Origin of the sequence: Ralstonia mannitolilytica (assembly GCF_905397375.1) — a bacterium.
Taxonomy (GTDB): domain Bacteria; phylum Pseudomonadota; class Gammaproteobacteria; order Burkholderiales; family Burkholderiaceae; genus Ralstonia; species Ralstonia mannitolilytica.
In genome coordinates this window covers 305912-327029 of record NZ_CAJPVG010000002.1, presented here as the reverse complement: position 1 = coordinate 327029, position 21118 = coordinate 305912, and the positions used below count along the sequence as shown (strand labels likewise).

The 21118-nt window shown below is 67.4% G+C and carries 15 protein-coding genes; 7 read left to right on the top strand and 8 right to left on the bottom strand.

The annotated features are described in order from the left end of the window. The first annotated feature begins 3 nt into the window (after positions 1 to 3). From KHN96_RS07180 to KHN96_RS07155, 6 genes are all read left to right on the top strand, one after another. Positions 4 to 945 (top strand): DMT family transporter, encoded by a 942-nt coding sequence (locus KHN96_RS07180; RefSeq protein ID WP_062739359.1) that lies wholly within the window; start codon positions 4 to 6, stop codon positions 943 to 945. Between the two features lie 46 nt (positions 946 to 991). Then, positions 992 to 1462 carry a RidA family protein gene (locus KHN96_RS07175; RefSeq protein ID WP_045786397.1) on the top strand — a complete coding sequence of 157 codons (471 nt, stop codon included), beginning with the start codon at positions 992 to 994 and terminating at the stop codon, positions 1460 to 1462. 109 nt (positions 1463 to 1571) lie between these two features. Next, positions 1572 to 2762 (top strand): aminotransferase-like domain-containing protein, encoded by a 1191-nt coding sequence (locus KHN96_RS07170; RefSeq protein ID WP_045786396.1) that lies wholly within the window; start codon positions 1572 to 1574, stop codon positions 2760 to 2762. A 35-nt stretch (positions 2763 to 2797) separates the two neighbouring features. Next, positions 2798 to 3439 carry a glutathione S-transferase family protein gene (locus KHN96_RS07165; protein ID WP_062739362.1) on the top strand — a complete coding sequence of 214 codons (642 nt, stop codon included), beginning with the start codon at positions 2798 to 2800 and terminating at the stop codon, positions 3437 to 3439. A gap of 92 nt (positions 3440 to 3531) precedes the next feature. Continuing rightward, on the top strand, positions 3532 to 4818 hold the full coding sequence (locus tag KHN96_RS07160) for an MASE1 domain-containing protein (RefSeq protein ID WP_045786394.1): 1287 nt from the start codon (positions 3532 to 3534) through the stop codon (positions 4816 to 4818). Between the two features lie 2 nt (positions 4819 to 4820). Beyond that, on the top strand, positions 4821 to 5642 hold the full coding sequence (locus KHN96_RS07155) for an alpha/beta hydrolase (RefSeq protein WP_062739363.1): 822 nt from the start codon (positions 4821 to 4823) through the stop codon (positions 5640 to 5642). Here the strand turns inward: KHN96_RS07155 and KHN96_RS07150 are convergent, their stop codons facing one another. The 3 genes from KHN96_RS07150 to KHN96_RS07140 all read right to left on the bottom strand — a co-directional run bounded on the left by KHN96_RS07150 (position 5643) and on the right by KHN96_RS07140 (position 12509). After that, complete coding sequence (locus KHN96_RS07150; RefSeq protein ID WP_062739364.1) at positions 5643 to 8801, bottom strand: efflux RND transporter permease subunit; 3159 nt, start codon at positions 8799 to 8801, stop codon at positions 5643 to 5645. Positions 8802 to 8803: 2 nt separating this feature from the next. Beyond that, positions 8804 to 9985 (bottom strand): efflux RND transporter periplasmic adaptor subunit, encoded by a 1182-nt coding sequence (locus KHN96_RS07145; protein WP_082062979.1) that lies wholly within the window; start codon positions 9983 to 9985, stop codon positions 8804 to 8806. Between the two features lie 166 nt (positions 9986 to 10151). Further along, positions 10152 to 12509 (bottom strand): patatin-like phospholipase family protein, encoded by a 2358-nt coding sequence (locus KHN96_RS07140; RefSeq protein WP_062739365.1) that lies wholly within the window; start codon positions 12507 to 12509, stop codon positions 10152 to 10154. 273 nt (positions 12510 to 12782) lie between these two features. Between KHN96_RS07140 and KHN96_RS07135 the strand changes: the two genes are divergently transcribed. Next, positions 12783 to 14459: an L-lactate permease gene (locus KHN96_RS07135; protein ID WP_045786389.1), complete on the top strand. Its 1677-nt coding sequence runs from the start codon at positions 12783 to 12785 to the stop codon at positions 14457 to 14459. Positions 14460 to 14525: 66 nt separating this feature from the next. Here KHN96_RS07135 and KHN96_RS07130 read toward each other — a convergent pair whose 3' ends face one another. The 5 genes from KHN96_RS07130 to parC form a co-directional block, all read right to left on the bottom strand. Continuing rightward, entirely contained in the window at positions 14526 to 15845 is a 1320-nt protein-coding gene (locus KHN96_RS07130; RefSeq protein WP_062739366.1) for an MFS transporter, read from the bottom strand. Between the two features lie 112 nt (positions 15846 to 15957). Beyond that, complete coding sequence (locus KHN96_RS07125) at positions 15958 to 17340, bottom strand: amino acid permease (RefSeq protein WP_045786387.1); 1383 nt, start codon at positions 17338 to 17340, stop codon at positions 15958 to 15960. Between the two features lie 327 nt (positions 17341 to 17667). Continuing rightward, positions 17668 to 18198, bottom strand: coding sequence for a chromate transporter (locus tag KHN96_RS07120; protein WP_045786386.1), 531 nt, complete (start codon positions 18196 to 18198; stop codon positions 17668 to 17670). Further along, entirely contained in the window at positions 18195 to 18755 is a 561-nt protein-coding gene (locus KHN96_RS07115; protein ID WP_062739367.1) for a chromate transporter, read from the bottom strand. The genes KHN96_RS07120 and KHN96_RS07115 overlap by 4 nt, the downstream gene beginning before the upstream one ends. 4 nt (positions 18756 to 18759) lie before the next feature. After that, on the bottom strand, positions 18760 to 21102 hold the full coding sequence (gene parC, locus KHN96_RS07110; protein WP_062739368.1) for a DNA topoisomerase IV subunit A: 2343 nt from the start codon (positions 21100 to 21102) through the stop codon (positions 18760 to 18762). Between the last annotated feature and the right edge of the window lie 16 nt (positions 21103 to 21118).

Sequence of the window (21118 nt, the reverse complement as noted above, 5' to 3'; positions counted from 1 at the left end):
GCCATGACCAGGCCCGCCTCCCTGCCCCTCGCGCGTGCCCCGGACCACGCTGAACGCCGCGGCATGCTGCTCGGCTTCATCGGCGTGGCCATCTTCAGCCAGACGCTGCCGTTCACGCGCATGGCCGTCGCCGAGCTGGACGCCACCTTCGTGGCGCTGGCGCGCGCGGTGCTGGCGAGCGCGCTGGCGCTGGCGCTGCTGGCCGCAACGGGCGCCTTCTCCGTCGCCAGACGCCCGCGGGGCCGCCAATGGTGGCAGCTGGCCGTGACGGCGATGGGCGTGGTGGTGGGCTTCCCGCTGTTCTCGTCGCTGGCGATGCAGGACGTGCCGGCCGCGCACGGCGCCATCATCACCGGCCTGCTGCCCCTGGCCACCGCCGTGTTTGCGGTGTGGTTCGGGCGCGAGCGGCCGTCCGTCGCGTTCTGGCTGTGCGCGGTGATGGGCAGCGCGCTCGTCGTTTCCTTTGCGCTGCTGCAAGGTGGGGGAGCCCTGCACCGGGCGGACTGGCTGCTGTTTGCCGCCATGGTGACGGGCGCGCTCGGCTATGCGACGGGCGGCAGGCTCTCGCGCGAGCTGGGCGGCATGCAGACCATTGCCTGGGCGCTGGTCATCTCGCTGCCCGTGCTGTTGCCGATGGTGGGCGCGCTGGCGTGGCTGCCGTCCACGCACCAGGCCGAGGCGCTGGCGCACGCATCGGCCCGCGCATGGATGGGGCTGGCATACGTGTCTGCGTTCTCCATGTTCGTCGGCTTCCTGTTCTGGTATTCGGGCCTGGCCGCGGGCGGTGTGGCCCGGGTCGGCCAGATACAATTGCTGCAACCCTTCATGACGCTCATTGGCGGCTGGCTGCTGCTCGGCGAGTCGCTGGATGCGCCCACGGCGCTGTTTGCGCTGGCAGTGATTGCCGTGGTCGGCATCGGCCGGCGGACGTCCGTGCGCCGCTAGCGTCATCCGTCCGATTTTGCTCACTGCTTCAACACAAGGAGTCTTCATGTCCGCCACGCACGACGCCCAGGCCAAGCTCAAGCAACTGGGTATCGAACTGCCCGCCGCCGGCGCCCCCGCCGCCGCCTACGTCATGGCCGCGCAGACCGGCAACCAGGTGTTCCTGTCGGGCCACATCGCCAAGAAGGACGGCAAGCCGTGGGTCGGCAAGCTCGGCGCCGACATGACCACCGAAGAAGGCAAGGCCGCCGCGCGCGCGATCGCCATCGACCTGATGGCCACGCTGTCGGCCCACCTGGGCGGCGACCTTTCCCGCGTCAAGCGCATCGTCAAGGTGATGAGCCTGGTCAACTCCACGCCCGACTTCACCGAGCAGCACCTGGTCACCAACGGCGCGTCGGAACTGCTCGCCGAGGTGTTTGGCGAGGCCGGCAAGCACGCCCGCAGCGCGTTCGGCGTCGCGCAGATTCCGCTGGGCGCGTGCGTCGAGATCGAGCTGATTGCAGAAGTCGCCTGAGCACCGCTTCGGCCCGGCAAGGCCGGGCCGTTGCCTGCTATCCTACCCGTTTTGCCCACCTGTGGCGCCTGCTCACGAGGTGGGCGCTGCGCAACACTAGGACCACACCATGGACCACGCTTCCTGTACCTTCTCCAGCCGCGCTCAGAAGCTCACGAGCTCGGCGATCCGGGAAATCCTCAAGATCACCGAACGCCCCGAGGTGATTTCGTTTGCCGGCGGCCTGCCTGCCCCCGTCACCTTCCCGGTCGAAGCGATTCAGGCGGCGTGCGCCCGCATGTTTGCCGACAACCCGCAGGCGTCGCTGCAGTACACGCCCACCGAGGGCCTGTCGACATTGCGCGAATGGATTGCCCAGCGCCACGGCACGACGGCCTCGCGCGTGCTGATCACCACGGGATCGCAGCAGGGCCTGGACCTGCTGGGCAAGATCTTCATCGACCCGCAAAGCAAGGTGCTGGTCGAAACGCCCACGTATCTGGGGGCGCTGCAGGCGTTCTCGCTGTTCGAGCCGGCCTATGCGTCCGTGCCGACCGACGACAAGGGCCTGCTGCCCGACGCCCTGACGCCCGAACTGGCGGCCGGCGCACGCTTCTTCTACACGATCCCGAATTTCCAGAACCCGACCGGCCGCCGCCTGCCGCTGGACCGCCGCCACGCCCTGGTGGCCCGTGCGAAGGAACTCGGCGTGCTTCTGGTGGAAGACGACCCATACGGCGAACTGAGCTATACCGGCGACCAGCTGCCCTCGCTGCGCTCGCTCAACCCGGACGGCGTGATCTACATGGGCTCGTTCTCGAAGATCCTCGCGCCGGGTATGCGCCTGGGCTACATCATCGCGCCCGAGCCCATCCACTTCAAACTCGTGCAGGCCAAGCAGGCTTCCGACCTGCATACGCCCAGCTTCACGCAGCGCGTGGCATACGAAGTGCTGAAGACCGGGCTGCTCGACTCGCATATCCCGACGATCCGGGCGCTGTACGGCAAGCAGTGCGAAGCGATGCTCGAATCGCTCCAGCGCCACATGCCGGCCGGCGTGCACTGGAACCGCCCGGAAGGCGGCATGTTCATCTGGGTGGAAGTGCCCGAGGGCATCGACACCATGACCTTGCTGGAAAAGGCCGTCGCGCGCAATGTGGCGTTCGTGCCCGGTGCGCCGTTCTATGCCAACGCGCCGCGTCGCAATACGCTGCGCCTGGCATTCGTGACGGTGCCGCCGGAGCGCATCGAACAAGGTATTGCGGTGCTGGGCGAACTCATCCGCGCAGAAATCGCGGCGCTCACGCCGAAGGCCGCCTAAATTTACGTCACGACTTGAGAAAGGAGCCGTCGTCGATGTTGCGGATCTGGGGAAGACTCTCTTCGGTCAACGTGCAGAAAGTGGTCTGGTGCGCGCATGAGCTGTCGCTGGACCACGAGCGCATCGACGTCGGCGGCGCCTTCGGAGGCGTCAACACACCCCAATTCCTGGCAATGAACCCCAACGGCATGATCCCCGTCATTGAAGACGGCGTGGACGATGCCGGCGACAGCCGCTTCGTGCTGTGGGAATCGAACGCCATCGTGCGGTATCTGTCGGCGCGCTACGGCCCGGGCACGCTGTATCCGCTGGAGTTGCACGAACGCGCCGATGCCGACCGCTGGATGGACTGGCAGACCACGTCGTACAGCCCGGCGATGGTCGACGCGTTCATGCAACTCGTCCGCACGCCCGAGGATGAGCGCGACGCCGAACGCATCGAGCGCTCGCGCAAGTCGGCCGAACGCGCAACGGCCATCCTAGACACGGTGCTTGCCAAGCAGCCCTACGTAGCCGGCCAGCGCTTCACCATGGCCGACATTGCCTGCGGCTGCGCCACGCACCGCTGGCTGGGCTTGCCGATGGACCGCCCGTCCCGTCCCAACCTCGAACGGTGGATGGCCGAGCTGCGCGATCGGCGTGCAGCGCGTTCAGTGCTCGCGCTGCCGGTCGTGTAAGCGGCCCCCAAAGCAACTGCGGTAGCATCACCCACCGCGCACGGCACCCGGGCCGGCGCGGTTTTTTTTCGTTTTCACCGAGGGAAACCCGGATGCCACTGAACCGCCCTTCCACCACCGTCGCCACCGTCCTGTGGGGTGCGCTGTACCTGGTTGCCGCCATCGTGTCGCATCGGCTGAACGGGCCGGTCGACATGACGGGCTATCTCTGGCTGCCGGCCGGCGTGACCATGGCTGCGTTCATGCTGCGGCCGTACCGCGAATGGCCGGGACTGGGCGCCGCGTTTGCCGTGGCGCAGTTGGCGCTGGCGGCCATCGAGCGGACCAACCCCGCACACGCAATGCTGTTCGTGCTCGACGAGGCCGGCAGCGCAGCCCTGGCCGTGGCCCTGGTGCGGCTGGCGCGCGTGCCGCTCGAGGGCCTGTACTTCCTGCGCGCGATGCTGGCGGCCGGTGCGTTCAGCGCCCTGCTCGGTGCGCTGTTCGGCGCGGCATGGTTTGCGTGGTCGCAGGATGGCGCGTTCGGGCACGTGCTGCGCATCTGGGCGGCCTCGGACTTCCTTGGCGTGCTGATCGTCACGCCGGTGCTGGCCGCGTGGTCGCGCTTCCGCGCCTTCCGCTCGGGCGGCACGGACCGCACCGACTTCCTGCTCGGGCTGGCAGCGTTCATCGCGCTGGCGCTGTCGGCCTACCTGATCTTCGATGGCAACAGCGTCATGAAATTTGGCGCCGGCGTTGGCTTTGCGCTGACGTACGTGCCGCTGTTCTTTGCCGTGGTGGTGGCGCTGCTGTGGGGCGGACGCGGCGGCTCGCTGGCGGTGCTGCTGCTGACGTTGACGGCGCTGACGCAAACCGCCGAGGGCGACGGCCCGTTCGCCGTGCTGGACCAGCATTATGGCCAGTCGCTGCTGGAAGCGCAGCTGTATCTGGGCATCGCCGCGCTGCTGGTGCTGCTGGTGAGCGCGCTCAAGACCACGCGCGAGCAACTGCACGAGCAAAGCGCGCAATGGCAGAACCGTGTGGAACTGGCGCTGGCGGCATCGAGCCAGCTGGTGTACACCATCGACCCGGCCAGCGGCCGCATCGACTGGGGCGGCGACGTGGTGCTTGCCTTCGGGCACGACGCGGCCAGCATGGCCTCGGTGTCGACCGTGCTGCAGCTCGTGCATCCGGACGACCGTGATGCGCTGCGCGCACGCTGGCTCGGCGCGGCACCGCTGGACGATGAAGCGGCGACGCCCGCCCGCCGCCAGACGCTGCGCATCACCGCCCGCGACGGCACGCTGCACACCGTCGTCGATACCGGCGGGCCGCTCACGGATGCAATGGGCAATACGGCGCTGGTGGCCGGCACGTGGTCGATTGAGACGGCGCTGTGACGATGCAGCGTGGCAGCACGGCGGTGCTGCTGATCCACGGCCTGGGCGGTACGGCCTATGACCTGGGCGTGCTACAGAAAGCGCTGCGCAGTGCCGGCGCGGCAACGCACGCGCCGACCCTGCCCGGACACGGCACGCATCCGCAGGACCTCGTCGGCACGGGGGCCGAAGCGTGGCTGGAAACACTCGCGCAAGCGTACCGCGAGCTCATTGCCGAGCATGCAACCGTACACATCGCGGGCATGTGCATGGGGGCGTTGCTGGCGCTCGTGCTGGCGCACCGTGTCCGCCACGGCATCGACCGGCCGCAGGACCGCCTCGCCTTGCTGGCCACGCCCATCCATATCGACGGCTGGTCGACGCCGTGGTATCGGGAGCTGCGGCACGCGGTGTATCGCATTCCCGGCATGGCAGCGCGCATGCGCGTGGAAGAAGACGAGCCGTTCGGCATCAAGAACCCACTGTTGCGGCGGATCATCAAGGCCAAGCTCGCGCGCGGCGACAGCTTCCACTACCCCTGGGTGCCGCTGGCCTGCATCCGGCAGGTCGACCGCCTGCGGCGCTGGGCACGGGACGCGGCGCCCGGCACGCGGTGCGAGACGCTCATCATCCACGCGCGCGAAGACGAACTCACCAGCCTGCGCTCCGCGCAGACGCTGCAGGCGGCGCTGCCCCGCGCGCGCACCGTGGTGCTGGAAAACAGCTACCACATGATCTGCGTGGACAACGACCGCGATCAGGTCGCAGCGGAGGTTCTCGGCTTCTTCGGCTTCGACCCAGCTGTAGGCACAGCCAGGTGCAAGAGCATCGCCACTGCCGAGTGATCAGGCCGCGGGCCCGCGCCCCGTCACCTCGTGCTCGTGTGCCGCATCGAGCCGGCGCTGCCGCTCGCTGCCCTTGAACACGCGCCGCACGACCACGAAGAACACCGGCACCAGGAACACCGCCAGCACCGTTGCCGTGATGATGCCGCCCAGCACGCCCGTCCCGATGGCCCGCTGGCTGGCCGATGCCGCGCCGCTCGCCATCGCCAGTGGCACCACGCCAAATGTAAATGCCAATGACGTCATCACGATCGGTCGGAAGCGCAGCCGCGCGGCCTCCAGCGTGGCTTCAATCAGGCCCATGCCTTGCGCCACCAGATCCTTGGCCACTTCGATGATTAGGATCGCGTTCTTGGCCGACAGGCCGATGGTCGCAATGAGCCCGACCTTGAAGTAGATGTCGTTGGGCAGGAAACGCAGCGTGGCGCCCAGCAGCGCCCCCAGCACGCCAAGCGGCACGACCAGCATGACGGCCAGCGGAATCGACCAGCTTTCGTACAGCGCCGCCAGGCACAGGAACACCACCAGGATCGACAACGCAAACAGCGCCGGCGCCTGCGCACCCGACAGGCGCTCTTCGAACGATTGGCCCGTCCACTCGTAGCCGAAGCCGTCGGGCAGCGCGCGTGCGATCGACTCCATCGCCGCCATGGCCTCGCCGGAGCTATGGCCGGGCGCGGGCGAGCCGGTGATCGTCATGGCGGGGAACCCGTTGTAGCGGTCGAGCTTGAGCGGCCCGACGACCCACTTGGACGTGGTGAAGGCGGAGAGCGGCACCATCGCACCGGCCGCGTTGCGCACGTGCATGCGGCCGAGCTGCTCGACCGAGACGCGCTGCTTGCCGTCGGCCTGCACGATGACGCGGCGCACCTGGTTGCGGTAGACGAAATCGCCCGCATAGTCCGAGCCGAACATCACTGCGAGCGTGCGGTTGATGTCCTCGATCGACACGCCCATCGACAGCGCCTTCTTGCGGTCTACGTCGATCAGCACCTGCGGCGCATCGCCCTGGCCTGCAAACGTGACTTCGGCCAGCGCCGGGTGCTTCGCGGCTTCGGTGAGCATGCGCTCCCGTGCCTGCACGAGGCGCTCGTAGCCGGCGCCGCTGCGGTCCTGCAGGCGCAGGTCGAAGCCGGGCTTGCTGCCCAGCTCTGGCAGCGCGGGCGAGTTCATCGCCATGACGGTCGCGCTCTTGATCTTGCCGAAGGCGGCATTGGCGCGCTCGACCACGGCATCGACGTGCTGGTCAGCGCCGTTGCGTTGCTTCCAGTCCTTGAGCGTCAGGAACAGCATGGCCGCGTTCTGGCCGTTGCCGTACAGACTGAAGCCCGTGATGGCGAGCGTGGACGCCACCGCCGGCTCCTGCGTCATGAAGTAATGCTCCGCCTGCCGCACGACGTCGAGTGTCTGCGCCTGCGTGGCGCCGGTCGGCAATTGCACGATGGTCATGAACTCGCCCATGTCTTCCTCGGGCAGGAAGGCGGTCGGCAATCGCATGAAGAGCAGCACCGCCACGCCGATGACGGTTCCGTATGCGATGAGCGCGCGCCCCGTGCGGTTGAGCAGCCTGGCGACGCCGCCCTGGTAGCGGGCCGTCAATCGCGCAAAGCCGCGGTTGAACGCGCCAAAGAAGCCCTTGCGTTCGGCGCCATGCCCGCGCACGGGCTTGAGCACGGTCGCGCACAGCGCCGGCGTCAGCGTGAGCGCCAGGAAGGCCGAAAACACCATCGACACCGCCAGCGACAGCGAAAACTGCCGGTAGATATTGCCCACCGCGCCGCCAAAGAACGCCATCGGCACGAACACCGCCGTCAGCACCAGCGAGATGCCGACGATGGCCCCGCTGATCTGCCGCATCGCCTTGGCCGTCGCCTCGCGCGGAGAAAGCCCCTCTTCATGCATCACGCGCTCGACGTTTTCCACCACCACGATGGCATCGTCGACGAGGATGCCGATGGCCAGCACCAGGCCGAACAGCGTCAGCACGTTGATGGAGAAGCCCAGCGGGAGCATCACGGCAAACGTGCCCAGCAGCGCGATGGGCACCACCAGCGTCGGGATGAGCGTCGCGCGCAGGTTCTGCATGAACAGCATCATCACCAGGAACACCAGCACCACGGCTTCGAGCAGCGTCTTGAGGACCTGCTCGATCGCGATGCCGACGAAACGGGAGCTGTCATAGGCGACCTCGTAGCGCACGCCGGGCGGGAAATGCGCCTGCGCTTGGTCCAGCACCGCGCGCACGCGCTTGGCGACGCCCACCGCATTGGCACCCGGCGCGAGCTTGATGCCGATGGTCGTCGCCGGCTTGCCGTTCAGGCGCGAGAGGTACAGGTAGTCGCTGCCGCCCAGCTCCACGCGCGCCACGTCGCGCAGCAGCACCATGCGGCCCTGCGCGTCGGCACGCAGCGGAATCTCGCCGAACGCCTCCGGTGTGGTCAGGCCGTCGTCGCCCGTCACGCTTGCGTTGATCGGCGCGCTGTTCGGCACCGCGCCACTGCCGATCTCGCCCACGGTGATGCGCGCGTTGTAGCGGCGCACGGCATCGCTCACATCCCCGGCGGTGAGGCCGAGTGCAGTCAGCTTGTCCGCATCGGGCCAGATACGCATGGCGTATTCGGCATCGAACAGCTGCGCGGTGCCGACGCCCGGCACACGGCGCAGTTGCGGGATCAGGTCGGACGACGCAAGGTCGCCCAGATCGATGCCGTCGAAGCGCCCGCGCTCGGCCGACAGCGACAGATACATCATGTAGTTCTCGGCCGCCTTCTCGATGCGGATGCCGTTGCGGCGCACCACTTCCGGCAGCCGTTCCTCGACGATCTTCAGCCGGTTCTGTACCTCCACCGCGGCAAGGTCAGGGCTCGTACCCTGCTTGAACGACAGGTTGATCGACACATTGCCCGCCGCATCGGACGACGACGACATGTACAGCAGCCCCGGCGCGCCGTTCATCTCGCGCTCGATGATGGCGGTCACGGCGCTTTCCACCGTGCGCGCGGAGGCGCCCGGATACGTGGCCGAAATGCTGACGTTGGGCGGCGCGATGTTCGGGTACTGCGCCACCGGCAGGGTCGGCAGCGCGAGCACGCCGGCCAGGATGATGGCCAGCGCAATCACCCAGGCAAAGACCGGGCGGTCGATAAAGAAGCGTGCCATGGTCAGCCCTTCTGCGGCTTGGCGCCCGCGCGCTCGCCTGTCGGCACCGGCTTGACCGCCATGCCAGCCTCCAGCGTCTGCATGCCGGGAATAGCGATACGTTCGCCGCCGGAGAGGCCGCTGGTCACGAGCCATTGGTCGCCGGCCAACGTTTGCGCAGTCACCGCGCGCATGGCCAGCGTGTCGTCGGCCTGCACGACGAACACCGATGCGCCGTGGCGATCGCGCTGCAACGCGCCCTTCGGGACCGCCACCGCGCCCTGCTGCACGGCATGCGACAGCCTCACGCGCACGTACATGCCCGGCAGCAGCAGGCCATCGGGGTTCGGCAGCACGGCGCGCATCGAGACGTTGTCCGTCGCGCGGTCCACAGCCAGGTCCGAGAACAGCAGCTTGCCCGGGCGCTCATAGGCCACGCCGTCGCTCAGGATGACCTGCACGCCGATGTCCTTGGCGGCCAGCGCGGCGGCCTGGCCGGTCTTGAGAGCGCGTTGCAGGGCCAGCACCTCGGCGGCGGGCTGCGCGAAATCGACGTAGATGGGGTCGATCTGTTCGACGGTGGTGAGCGGCGTGGCCGCGTCTTCCTTGACGAGCGCGCCTTCGGTGACCTGGGCGCGACGCGAACGGCCCGTGATCGGTGCCGTCACGGTGGCGTAGCCGAGGCGCAATTGCGCCGTTTCCAGCGCAGCGCGCGCCGAGATGACTTCCGCCGCAGCCTGGCGCTCGGCGGCCTGCGCTTCGGCGTATTCGAGTTCACTGACGGCGTGCGTGGCAGCGAGGCCCTTGTAGCGCGCCGCCTTGTCACGGGCGATGGACAGCTGTGCCTGCGCACGGGCCAGCGCCCCTTGCGCGGCATCCACCTGCGCCTTGAGCGGTGCGGGATCGATGCGGAACAGCACCTGCCCGGCCTTGACGACCTGGCCTTCGTCATAGGTGCGCTTGAGCACGATGCCGTCCACACGCGCACGTACTTCGGCGGTGCGATACGGCTCGATGCGGCCGGGCAGTTCCGTCACCAGCGGAGCATCGGCGCGCTGCGCAACGGCAAACTCGATTTCCGGCGTGCCTGCCGGCCTGGCGGCTTCATCGGCATGCCTGCCGCACGCCTGCAGCGTGGCCAGCGCGCATGCGCACAGCAACGACGTGGACGAACGGACACCACGGGACAACACGGAGAACATCATGGGAGGGGGGCTGGGCGCGTCCGCGCCCGAGGTCTTGAGAAGCGAAGCGGAAGGCTAGCACGCACACCTGCCCCTGGCTGTCCGATTGATTTGCCAATCTGAACAAGACCTTACGATTGTCCACAATCAGGCAATGCCCGCCCGTTCCGGGGCGTCACGGCTTGCGTCAGAACACGCGGCCGAGCTGCAGATAGACGTTCCACACACCTTGCGGCGCCACGGCAAAACCGAAGTACAGCGGCCCGATCGGGCTGTTGCCGCCAACGAACAGGCTGCCACTCTTAAGGTAAGCCCCCCGGCCGAAGTTGTTGCGCAGCTGCCAGACGTTGCCGGCCTCGGCACTCGCTCCGAACACCGGCGCCCGCAAGCCGAGCAGATCGTTGATGCGCAGATCGTACAGATACGTCAGCCGGCCGTAGAGCAGGTACTGACCGTTGAACTGATCCTGCGCATAGGCAGAAAGGTGCTGGAAGCCGCCGAGATAGAAGCCTTCGTTGGCACCGCTGCCGCTGTTGCCGCCGTTCTCGCGCGTGGGGCTGTTCGCCCCGAACTGGCCGGCGCCCTCCAGCGCCACGTTGAAGGTATGGCGCCCGTAGCTGGTGGCCCACAAGCCCTTGGCCTGCGCGGTGTTGTACTTCTTGTCCAGCGAGCCGAAGCCGGCTTCCACGCTGCTGTACAGGTAGTAGCCGCTGCGCGGGAACAACGGATCGTCAAGTTGATCGAGCGTGAGCTGGGCGCGGAACGCCGGCTGTTTGGCGCGCACCGTCGGCAAGTCCATCGCACCCATCGGCACACCGGTTTCGTCGGTTTCCAGCAGCAGGTAATTGAACGTCGCGCTCTTGCCCACGTAGTTCACGCCCAGGCGCAGTTCGCCCTTGCGGCCCAGCGGAATGCCGAGGTCGACGCCAGCGCGCGCCGTCTCGATCGTCAGGTTGTTGAACGGCTTGACGTCCTTGGTGGGCGGCAGGTCGTCAAAGTAGATGTCCGAGCGGCGGCGCGAGTATTCGGCGTACGGCGCGATGTAGAAGCCGCGCGCCTGCCACAGCGGCTGCCGCAGCTCCGTGTGGACGCTCGCGCGGTTGCTGCCCAGCACGAGGTCGTTGCGCCATTCCAGCCCGCTCTGCGTGAGCCACGGATACCGATGCCCAAGGTTGACGTTGAACGCGCCGCGGCCATCGAAGTTGGTCGACATGCCGAGCCCGAACAGGAAGAATTGGTTGCCCCACGATTTCTCGTGCGCGTCGATCCGCAGCGTGTGCACGCCGTTCTCTTCCACCAGCCGCTGCGTCACGCTCTCGAAGTCCCCCGTGGTGGACAGCGCCGAGAGGTCGCGGTTGAGCTGTTCGGCGTCGTACGGGTCGCCCTCGTGCACGTTGAGCATCTGCCGCACGCGCGCGGCCGGCACGCGGCCGTTGGTGGTCACCGCAATGGCATCGATGCGCGTGCCGCTCGCCAGCGTGCCGCGCGGAGTGTGCTCGGCCCGGTAGGCGGCATAGGCCTGCGGCGAGAGCGACAGCGCGGCCAGCCGCGCCTGCACGCCCTGCGCGGCCTTCTCGCCCTGCAACACGCCCTGCGGGCCCTTGGCGAAATCGGTGAATGACAGATCGCGCAGCTGCGGCTCGATCAGCACGTCGTCGCCGCGCAGCAACGCCTTCTGTGCGCGCACGTTCTGGCCCACGAGGATGGTGATCATCTGCTGCGTCACGGCCGCTGGCGAGGCGAGGTCTTCCGGCCGCAGCAAGTCCGAGCCGATGTTCACGGCGATGATGATGTCCGCGCCCATGTCGCGCGCCAGCTGCACCGGCAGGTTGCTCACCAGCCCGCCATCCACGAGCGTGCGTCCGTCCACCTCGATCGGCGCGAACAGGCCCGGCACCGCCATGCTGGCGCGCATGGCCAACGGCAGCGAGCCGTGGTCCAGGATCACGGCGTCGCCGGTCGCAAGATCGGTCGCCATGGCCTTGAACGGAATCGGCAGGCGCGCGAAGTCCGTGTTGTCTGGCCACTGCGCCGTCCAGTTCTTGAGCAAGGCAAGCAGCCGGTTGCCCTGCACGAGCCCCGTCGGCAGCTTCAGGCGGCCGTCGCCGTAGCCCGCCGACAAGCCGATCGGATACTGGAAATCGTCTTCCCGCAGCGATTGCGGCAGCTTGGCGCGCTCGTTGCGGTCGAAGGCGATGTCGCTCAAGTCCACCTGCGAGAGCTTCTGCTCGAGTTCATCGGCGCGCAGTCCGCTGGCATACAGCCCGCCTACCACGGCGCCCATGCTGGTGGCGGCAATCACGTCCACGGGGACGTGCATGCGCTCGAGCATCTTCAGCACGCCGATATGCGCGTAGCCGCGTGCGCCGCCACCCGACAGCACCAGCCCGATGCGCGGCCGTGCGGCCTGTGCCCGGCTGCCGGCGGAGTCGGCCGCCTGCGCATGCACCGCCGGCGACAGCGCAATCAGCATCGCCAACATGGCGAGCGCCGCGGCGGCCCGTCGGGACGCGCAGCGGCAAAGCGAAAGAGCCAGGAAAGCCATAGACCGGGTGCGATGTTTTCTTGTTGGGCGACGTTGCAGGCGCAATGATTCCACAACCCGGATTTACCCGGTGCAATCGCGTGCGCCGCGCCACGGCGCCCTCGGGCACCGATGAATACTTTTCAGTATGAAAGTGACAGAATATTGCCCGGACCCGGACACGCTTGTTCCTACAATCCGCGATTGTCCTTTTCACGGGGCAACAGAAGACGTTCGGTGACCGAAGCACCTTGCTCAAGAAACTGAAACGCCCAGAACCAGGAGGAGATCAAGATGTGGAATCAAGTCTATGACCCGCTCGGTAACGCGGTGTGGTCCACCATTGCCGCCGGGATACCGGTCGCGGTACTGCTGTGCTCGCTGGCATTTTTCCATGTGCAGGCCCATCTGGCCGCGGGGCTCGCGCTCATCGTCGGGGTGGGCATCGCCTCGTTCGTGTTCGGCATGCCGGCTGCCATGGCGGGCAAGGCGGCGGGGCTGGGCATCGTCTCCGGGCTGTTCCCGATCGGCTGGATCGTTCTCAACATCATCTTCCTGCACCGGCTCACGACGCTGAATGGATCGTTCAAGGTCTTGCAGAGCTCCATCTCGGGCATCACCGAAGACCGCCGCCTCCAACTGCTGCTGGTGGCGTTCAGCTTTGGCGCGTTCTTCGAGGGCGCGGCGGGCTTCGGCACGCCGGTGGCCGTGACGGGCGCCATCCTCATCGGCCTGGGTTTTTCGCCGCTGGCCGCATCGGGCCTGGCACTGATCGCCAACACGGCGCCGGTGGCCTACGGCGCGCTGGGCGCACCGCTGATCGGGCTGGCCTCGGTCACGGGGTTGGACCTGCTGCAGCTCTCGGCCATGGTGGGCCGGCAGCTGCCGTTCTTCTCGGTGCTGGTGCCGTTCTGGCTGATCTGGGCGTTTGCGGGCTGGCGCGGCATGCTGCAGATCTGGCCCGCGATTCTGGTGGCGGGCGTGTCGTTCGCCATTCCGCAGTATCTGGTCTCGAACTTCCACGGGCCGTGGCTGGTGGACGTGATAGCGGCGCTGGTGTCGATGGGCTCGCTCACGCTGTTCCTCAAGGTGTGGAAGCCCAAGACGATCTGGACGTCGACCGCCCTGCGCAACCGCGAAGACAACTCCCGCGTCGACCCCGAAGCCGCCGCGGAAGCCCGCGAAGCCACCACCTCCACCGACGGCAAGATCACGCGCGTGCAGGCGTGGCTGCCGTGGGTCATCCTGACCGTGTTCGTCTTCATCTGGGGCGTGCCGCAGTTCAAGGCGTTTGCCGACGGCCTGTGGGCGTTCAAGTTCGCCATCCCCGGCCTCGACAAGATGGTGCTCAAGGGCCCGCCGGTGGTGCCCAAGGTGATTGCCGAGGGCGCGGTGTTCAACTTCAACGTGCTGTCGATGGCGGGCACGGGCATCCTCGTGTCGGCCATCGTGGGCGGCCTGCTGATGGGCTATTCGGTGCCGCGCCTGCTCAAGGAGTACTGGAACACCATCAAGCTCACGCGCTATTCGCTGCTGACCATCTGCGCGATGTTCGGCATCGGTTATCTCACGCGCTATTCGGGTCTGGACGCCACGCTCGGGCTGGCCTTCGCCCACACGGGCGTGCTGTATCCGCTGTTCGGCACGATGCTGGGCTGGCTGGGCGTGGCGCTCACCGGCTCCGATACCGCATCGAACGTGCTGTTCGGCGGCCTGCAGAAGACCACGGCGGAGCAGCTCGGCCTGTCGCCGATCCTCATGTCGGCGGCCAACAGCTCGGGCGGCGTGATGGGCAAGATGATCGACGCGCAGTCCATCGTCGTGGCCTCCACCGCCACCAAGTGGTACGGCCACGAGGGCGACATCCTGCGCTACGTGTTCTTCCACTCGATCGCGCTGGCGTTCCTGGTGGGCCTGCTGATCACGCTGCAAGCCTACGTGGAGCCGTTCACGCGCATGGTCGTGCATTGACTAGGCCCCGCCTCACGGCAAGAGCCCCGCTCCACGCGGGGCTTTTTCTTTGCCTGGAAGCAGGGCTTAGGCCAAGCGGCGCCCCAGCGTTTCCGGCACCATCGCCAGGCCGATCAGCGACACCAGTCCGCAGCCGATGACATAGAGCGCCGGCGCATTCGCGTTGCCCGTCAGGTGGATCAGCTCGGTCGAGAAGAACTGCGCGAAGCCGCCAAAGATGGCGATGGCGACGCAATAGGCGATCGACAGCCCGGTCGCCCGCAAACGCTGCGGCAGCACCTCGCTCACCAGCACCATCGACGCGGGCGAGGTCATCGACATCGGCACCGAGAGGCAGCCGACCACGACCAGCAGCCGCGCAAGCGAGGGCTCGGCGTTGATCAGCGCGAAGGCCGGATAGATCATCGCCAGCAGCGCAACACGCGACCACAACACCACCTTCCGGCGCCCGATACGGTCCGCCAGCCTGCCGGCAGACGGCGACAGCAGCACCTGCACCAGCGCCGCAATGCACGCCGCCCAGATGCCCAGCGACAGCGGCATGTGCAGCACGCTCACGGCGTAGTTGCTGAGGTAGTAGACGATGATGTACGTCGACGAAGCCACGCCGATCATCAGCAGGATGCTGGCCACCAGCGCGCTGCGGTGCTCGCGCAGCAGCGGCAGCATCGCCCCGGTCTCATGCGTGCTCGGCGGTGCGGCCGTTTCTTCCAGCCGGCGGCGGATCACGAGGCCGACCGGAATGACAAGAATGCCGATCAGGAAGGCGAGCCGCCAGCCCCACGACTCCAGCGACGCCGGCGCCAGCACGTTGCTCAGCAGCAGGCCCACCAGCGCGCCGAAGAGCGCCGCCAGGCCCTGGCTGAACGGCTGCCAGCTCGTGTAGAAGCCGCGCGAACGGTCATCCGCGTATTCGAGCAGCAGCGCGGTCGAGGCGCCCATCTCGCCGCCGATCGCAAACCCCTGCACGAGCCGCGCCAGCACGACGAGCACCGGCGCCACGATGCCGATCTGCGCATACGTCGGCGTCACGACAAAGATCAGCGACGACAGGCCCATCAGCCACAGCGTCAGCGCCACGGCGGGCTTGCGGCCGGCGCGGTCCGCATACATGCCGATCAGCAGGCCGCCGAGCGGCCGCATCAGGAAGCCCACGCCAAATGTGGCGAACGACATCAGCAGCTGGCCGGTCGCGTTGCCGACCGGAAAGTACAGCCGGCCGATCAGCGTGGCAAAGAAGCTGTACACCACGAAATCGTAGAACTCGAGCCCATTGCCGATCGTGATGGCGGCAATGGCGCGCGTGCGCGAAAGTGGCCGAGCAAGCGCCGGCGCCCGAACATTGTCGGGGGCGCCGTAGGACGGGGCGGTCGTGTGGTTGGGCATGAGTGGTCTCCGGGCGTGCTTTCTGATGGGGCCGGCCGCGCCCCCCCGGCCTGGCGGGATGAAAAAGACATCGCGGCACGGCTGTGATGACGGTTGCGTCGACGGGGCCGATTCAGGCGCCGCGCGGCTCTTCGGCGAGGCTGTCCGTTGCGGCCGGCCTCACGCGCACGTACCAGGCCGCAGACATGAGCGCGACCCAGCCGGCGCCGACGTACAGGGCCACGCGGGTGTCTTGCATGTAGCCGAGCACGCCGATCACGAACAGCATGAACGCGATGGCCAGCGCCGGGCCCACCGGCCACAAGGGCACCTTGAACTTGAGCGCGCGCAACTCTTCGGCCGACAGGCGGCGGCGCATGGCCACCTGCGACAGCAGGATCATCAGCCACACCCACACGGTCGCGAACGTGGCGATCGACGCGATGATGACGAAGACGTTCTCGGGAATCAGGTAGTTCAGCACCACGCCACCCAGCAGCGCGCCGGCCATGGTGAGTACCGTGACCCACGGCACGCCGTGGCGCGACGTCGCCGCAAAGACGCGCGGCGCCTGGCCTTGCTCGGCCATGCCGTACATCATCCGGCCCGCGCCGAAGATGTTGCTGTTGATGGCTGAAATGGCCGCCGAGATGACGATCAGGTTCAGCACCGCCGCCGCAGACTGGATGCCCAGTCCCGAGAAGATCTGCACGAACGGGCTGCCCTGCCCGTCGATGCCGGTCCAGGGGAAGATCGCCATCAGCACGCACATCGTCAGCACGTAGAACAGCAGGATGCGCGCCGGCACGGCGTTGATCGCCTTGGGGATGACCTTGTCGGGGTCCTGCGCCTCGCCGCCGGTAATGCCGATGATCTCCACGCCGCCATAGGCGAACATGACGACGGCGAACGAGGCGATCAGGCCGCCCACGCCGTGCGGCAGGAAGCCGCCGTGCGACCACAGGTGGCTCAGGCCGGGCGCATGGCTGCCGTTCAGTTGCACGCCGAGGAAGAGGATCACGATGCCGCCGGCAATCATCGCGCCGATCGCCACGATCTTGATGAGCGCGAGCCAGAACTCCATCTCACCGAACACCTTCACGTTGCACAGGTTCAGGCCGCAGATGAGCAGGACGATGCCCAGCACCCAGATCCACTGCGGCACCTCCGGAAACCAGAAGCCCATGTAGATGCCGAAGGCGGTCACGTCGGCCAGGCAGACGATGACCATCTCCAGGATGTACGTCCACCCGGTCAGGAAGCCCGCAAGCGGCCCGAGGTTGTCCCGCGCGTAGCGGCCGAACGAGCCTGAGACCGGCTGCCGCACCGCCATTTCGCCCAACGCCCGCATGACCATGTACACGGCCGCGCCGCCAATGATGTACGCGAGGATGACCGCCGGCCCGGCCAGCTGGATGGCCGATGCGGACCCGTAAAACAGGCCCGTACCAATGGCCGAGCCGAGCGCGAGAAAGCGGATATGCCGCGCGCGCAGGTTGCGTTGCAGGTGGTTCAAACTGCCTCCTCTCTGGATGGGAGCCCCCCGGGGGGCTCGTCGCTGGGGCGTGCGGATCTGCGTCCGGTGATGCCGGGGCGACGTGGGGCGTGAGCTGCGGTACGGCTGCGGGCGGCATGGCCTCCAAGCGATCGCTCGCCGTACATACAACACATCGATAACTACAATGTTCTTGTATATACATATCGAGACAAATTAGGGCATTCCCGAAGTTGCGCGAACGGCAGCCCACTTCGGCCCTGCTGTCTGAGGGCCATGCATGCGGAAAAAGCGAAAGGAAATTGCCGCCCGGGAAGCGTCGGCGGCGCGGACGTCAGCCGGCCGTTGTCACACCCAGCCCAGCCCGCCGGCCAAGGCGCCAAGGCCTACCAGAATCAGCGGATGGACGCGGGTGAAGGTGCACGTCAGAACCGTGGCGACCGTCAGGGCGATGGTGCCGAAGCTGTTGTCGGCACCGCGCGCGAGGATCCAGCCGGTGGAGAACAGCAGCCCGATGGTGAGCGGCGCAAGGCCACGGCGCACCAGCGCGATCCAGCGCGCATCGGGGGAGCGGTGCATGACGCGCGCGATCACCGCCGCAATCACGCACGACGGAAGGCAGATGCCCACCAGCGAGGCGATCGCCCCCGCCAACCCCGCCGCCTGCCAGCCGAACAGTTCGACGAACAGCACGTTGGGGCCCGGTGCCGCCTGCGAGATGGCATACATGGCGCTCAACTGCTCGCTGGTCATGTAGTGGCGGGTATCGACCAGAAACCGGTGCATGTCGGGCAGCGTCGAACTGGCCCCGCCGATGGACAGGAACGACAACACCAGGAAGTGCCAGAACAGGTCGAAGGCGGTGGCGAGATGGCTCATCGCATCGCCCTCCACTCGAGCACGAGCGCGAGCGGGATCAGCACCAGCATCACCCACACCAGCGGCCACTGCAGCACGCCGATCGTCAGAAACACCGCCAGGCCGACACCGATGGCGCGCCACGTGCGCGACTGGCCCTGCGCCAGCTTGACGGCCGTGGACAGCACCAGCCCCGCCGCCACGGCCGCCATGCCCTTGAGCAGGTTCTGCACCAGCGACAGCCCGCTGAAATGGTCATACAGCAAGACGATCAGCAACAGCAGTACGGCCGGCGTGAACACCAGCCCGCTCAGGGCCGCCGCCGCACCGCGCACGCCGTGGTAGCGGTAGCCGAGCATCACCGAGAGGTTGACGACATTCGGGCCCGGCAGCACCTGGCCCAGGCTCAGCAACTCGGCGAACTCGGCATTGGAAAGCCAGCGGTTGCGATCGACGATGCCGGCGCGCGCAAACGGCAGCACGCCGCCAAAGCCCGACAGGCCCATGCGCGCAAACTCGGTGAAGAGCTTGCGGCAGGAAGGAACATTGGCCGCCGGCTCGGCGTGCGCATCGCTCATGGCGTCAGGCCGCTTCCGGTGCAGGCTTGGGCAGCGAGAGCTTCGGATCGCGCAGCTTCGGCTCGAGCACCTTGCCTTTGCGTGCGCGCTTGCCGGCGTACGGCTCCTGGGCGCGCGTGGTCATCGTCGTTTCGCTGACCTTGCCGCCCCGCGGGCCGGCGCCCGTCAGCACGAACCCGGCTGGGCCGAAGGCGAGCGCCTGTGCGAGCGTTTCGTTCTTCTCGAGCTCCATCAGGATCACGCCGCGGCCGCCGCTGGAGAGCGTCTTCAGCTCGGCAATCGGGAACAGCAGCAGGCGCCCGTTCGCCGACAGGCACGCCACGCCGTACGCGTCTGCGGGCACCGGCGCCGGCTTGTTCGGCTGGTCGCCTTCGTCCAGCGTCAGGAACGCCTTGCCGGCCTTCTGACGGCCGACCATGTCGCCCACCTTGGCCATGAAGCCGTTGCCGCCGCGCGTGGAGATCAACACGTTCTGCTCGACGTTGCCGGCGAAGGTGTGGGCGATGTGCGTGCCTGGCGCGAGCTCGATCAGCGTGGTCAGCGGCACGCCATCGCCACGGCCGCCGGGCAGGTTCGCCACGGCCACGGAGTAGACGCGGCCGGTGCCCTTGTCGTCGCGCGTGCCGAAGATGAGCAGCGCATCGGTGGTTCGGCACTCGAAGGTGTCGTACAGCGCATCGCCCGCCTTGAAGCCGAACTGCGTGGCGTCGTGGCCATGGCCCTGGCGCGTGCGCACCCAGCCCTTCTGCGAGACGATGACCGTGACGGGTTCGTCGATCACCTTCACTTCGGCGGCGGCGCGGCGCTCCTCCTGGATGAGCGTGCGGCGGTCGTCGCCGTATTGCTTGGCGTCGGTCTCGATCTCTTTGATGATGCGACGGCGCATCATGGTTTCGGACTTCAGCAGCACGTCGAGGTCGGCCTGTTCTTCGCGCAGGCTCTTCAGCTCCTGCTCGATCTTGATGGCTTCCAGGCGCGCGAGCTGGCGCAGGCGGATTTCCAGGATGTCCTCGGCCTGACGCTCGGTCAGGTTGAAGGCCTGGATGAGCGCAGCCTTGGGCTCGTCGCTCTCGCGGATGATGTGGATGACCTCCTCGATGCGCAGCAGCACCATCTGCCGGCCTTCCAGGATGTGGATGCGGTCTTCCACCTTGCCCAGGCGATGGCGCGTGCGGCGCGTGACCGTGGCGAAGCGGTAGCTGATCCACTCGCGCAGGATCTCGGCCAGGCCCTTCTGGCGCGGCCGGCCGTCCATGCCGATCATCACCAGGTTGATGGCCGCCCCCGACTCCAGCGACGTGTGCGCCAGCAGCGCGTTGGCAAACTCCTGCTGGTCGATGTTCTTGCTCTTGGGCTCGAACACGAGGCGCACCGGCGCATCCTTGCCCGACTCGTCGCGCACCGCATCGAGCAGGCCGAGCATCGTCTGCTTCATCTGCAACTGGTCCGGCGACAGCGACTTCTTGCCCGCGCGCACCTTCGGGTTGGTCAGCTCTTCAATCTCTTCGAGCACCTTCTGCGACGAGGTGTTCGGCGGCAGCTCCGTCACCACGAGCTGCCACTGGCCGCGCGCGAGGTCTTCGATCTTCCAGCGCGCGCGCACCTTGAGGCTGCCGCGCCCGGTCTCGTACACCTGTGCAATATCCGTCGCCGACGAGATGATCTGCCCGCCGCCCGGAAAGTCCGGGCCCGGCATGTACTGCATCAGGTCGGTGCTGGTGAGCTTGTCGTCGCGGATCAGCGCCACGGCAGCATTGGCGACTTCGCGCAGGTTGTGCGACGGAATCTCGGTGGCCATCCCCACCGCAATGCCCGATGCACCGTTGAGCAGCACGAACGGCAGGCGCGCCGGCAGCAACTTCGGCTCTTCCATCGAGCCGTCGTAGTTCGGCACGAAGTCGACCGTGCCCTGGTCGAGCTCCTCGAGCAGCAGGCGCGAGATGGGCGTGAGGCGTGCTTCTGTGTAGCGCATCGCCGCCGCGCCATCGCCATCGCGCGAGCCGAAGTTGCCCTGGCCGTCGATCAGCGGATAGCGCAGCGAGAAATCCTGCGCCAGGCGCACCAGCGCGTCGTAGGCCGACTGATCGCCGTGCGGGTGGTATTTACCGAGCACGTCACCGACCACGCGCGCGGATTTGACGGGCTTCGCGTCGGCGCGCAGGCCCATCTCGTGCATCGCAAACAGGATGCGGCGCTGCACCGGCTTCTGGCCGTCGGCCACCTCGGGCAGCGCGCGGCCCTTGACCACGCTGATGGCGTAGTCGAGGTAGGCGCGCTCGGCATAGGCGCCAAGGGTGAGCGCTTCGGCCGGCTCGCTGGGGTCGAAGAGGATGTCTTGTTGTTCCATGGAGGCTCAAGCGAAA

Bases quoted from the DNA above. Each gene is read 5' to 3' on its own strand.
- KHN96_RS07180 (WP_062739359.1), top strand. From the start codon at position 4: ATGACCAGGCCCGCCTCCCTGCCCCTCGCGCGTGCCCCGGACCACGCT.
- KHN96_RS07175 (WP_045786397.1), top strand. From the start codon at position 992: ATGTCCGCCACGCACGACGCCCAGGCCAAGCTCAAGCAACTGGGTATC.
- KHN96_RS07170 (WP_045786396.1), top strand. From the start codon at position 1,572: ATGGACCACGCTTCCTGTACCTTCTCCAGCCGCGCTCAGAAGCTCACG.
- KHN96_RS07165 (WP_062739362.1), top strand. From the start codon at position 2,798: ATGTTGCGGATCTGGGGAAGACTCTCTTCGGTCAACGTGCAGAAAGTG.
- KHN96_RS07160 (WP_045786394.1), top strand. From the start codon at position 3,532: ATGCCACTGAACCGCCCTTCCACCACCGTCGCCACCGTCCTGTGGGGT.
- KHN96_RS07155 (WP_062739363.1), top strand. From the start codon at position 4,821: ATGCAGCGTGGCAGCACGGCGGTGCTGCTGATCCACGGCCTGGGCGGT.
- KHN96_RS07150 (WP_062739364.1), bottom strand. From the start codon at position 8,801: ATGGCACGCTTCTTTATCGACCGCCCGGTCTTTGCCTGGGTGATTGCG.
- KHN96_RS07145 (WP_082062979.1), bottom strand. From the start codon at position 9,985: ATGATGTTCTCCGTGTTGTCCCGTGGTGTCCGTTCGTCCACGTCGTTG.
- KHN96_RS07140 (WP_062739365.1), bottom strand. From the start codon at position 12,509: ATGGCTTTCCTGGCTCTTTCGCTTTGCCGCTGCGCGTCCCGACGGGCC.
- KHN96_RS07135 (WP_045786389.1), top strand. From the start codon at position 12,783: ATGTGGAATCAAGTCTATGACCCGCTCGGTAACGCGGTGTGGTCCACC.
- KHN96_RS07130 (WP_062739366.1), bottom strand. From the start codon at position 15,845: ATGCCCAACCACACGACCGCCCCGTCCTACGGCGCCCCCGACAATGTT.
- KHN96_RS07120 (WP_045786386.1), bottom strand. From the start codon at position 18,198: ATGAGCCATCTCGCCACCGCCTTCGACCTGTTCTGGCACTTCCTGGTG.
- KHN96_RS07115 (WP_062739367.1), bottom strand. From the start codon at position 18,755: ATGAGCGATGCGCACGCCGAGCCGGCGGCCAATGTTCCTTCCTGCCGC.
- parC (WP_062739368.1), bottom strand. From the start codon at position 21,102: ATGGAACAACAAGACATCCTCTTCGACCCCAGCGAGCCGGCCGAAGCG.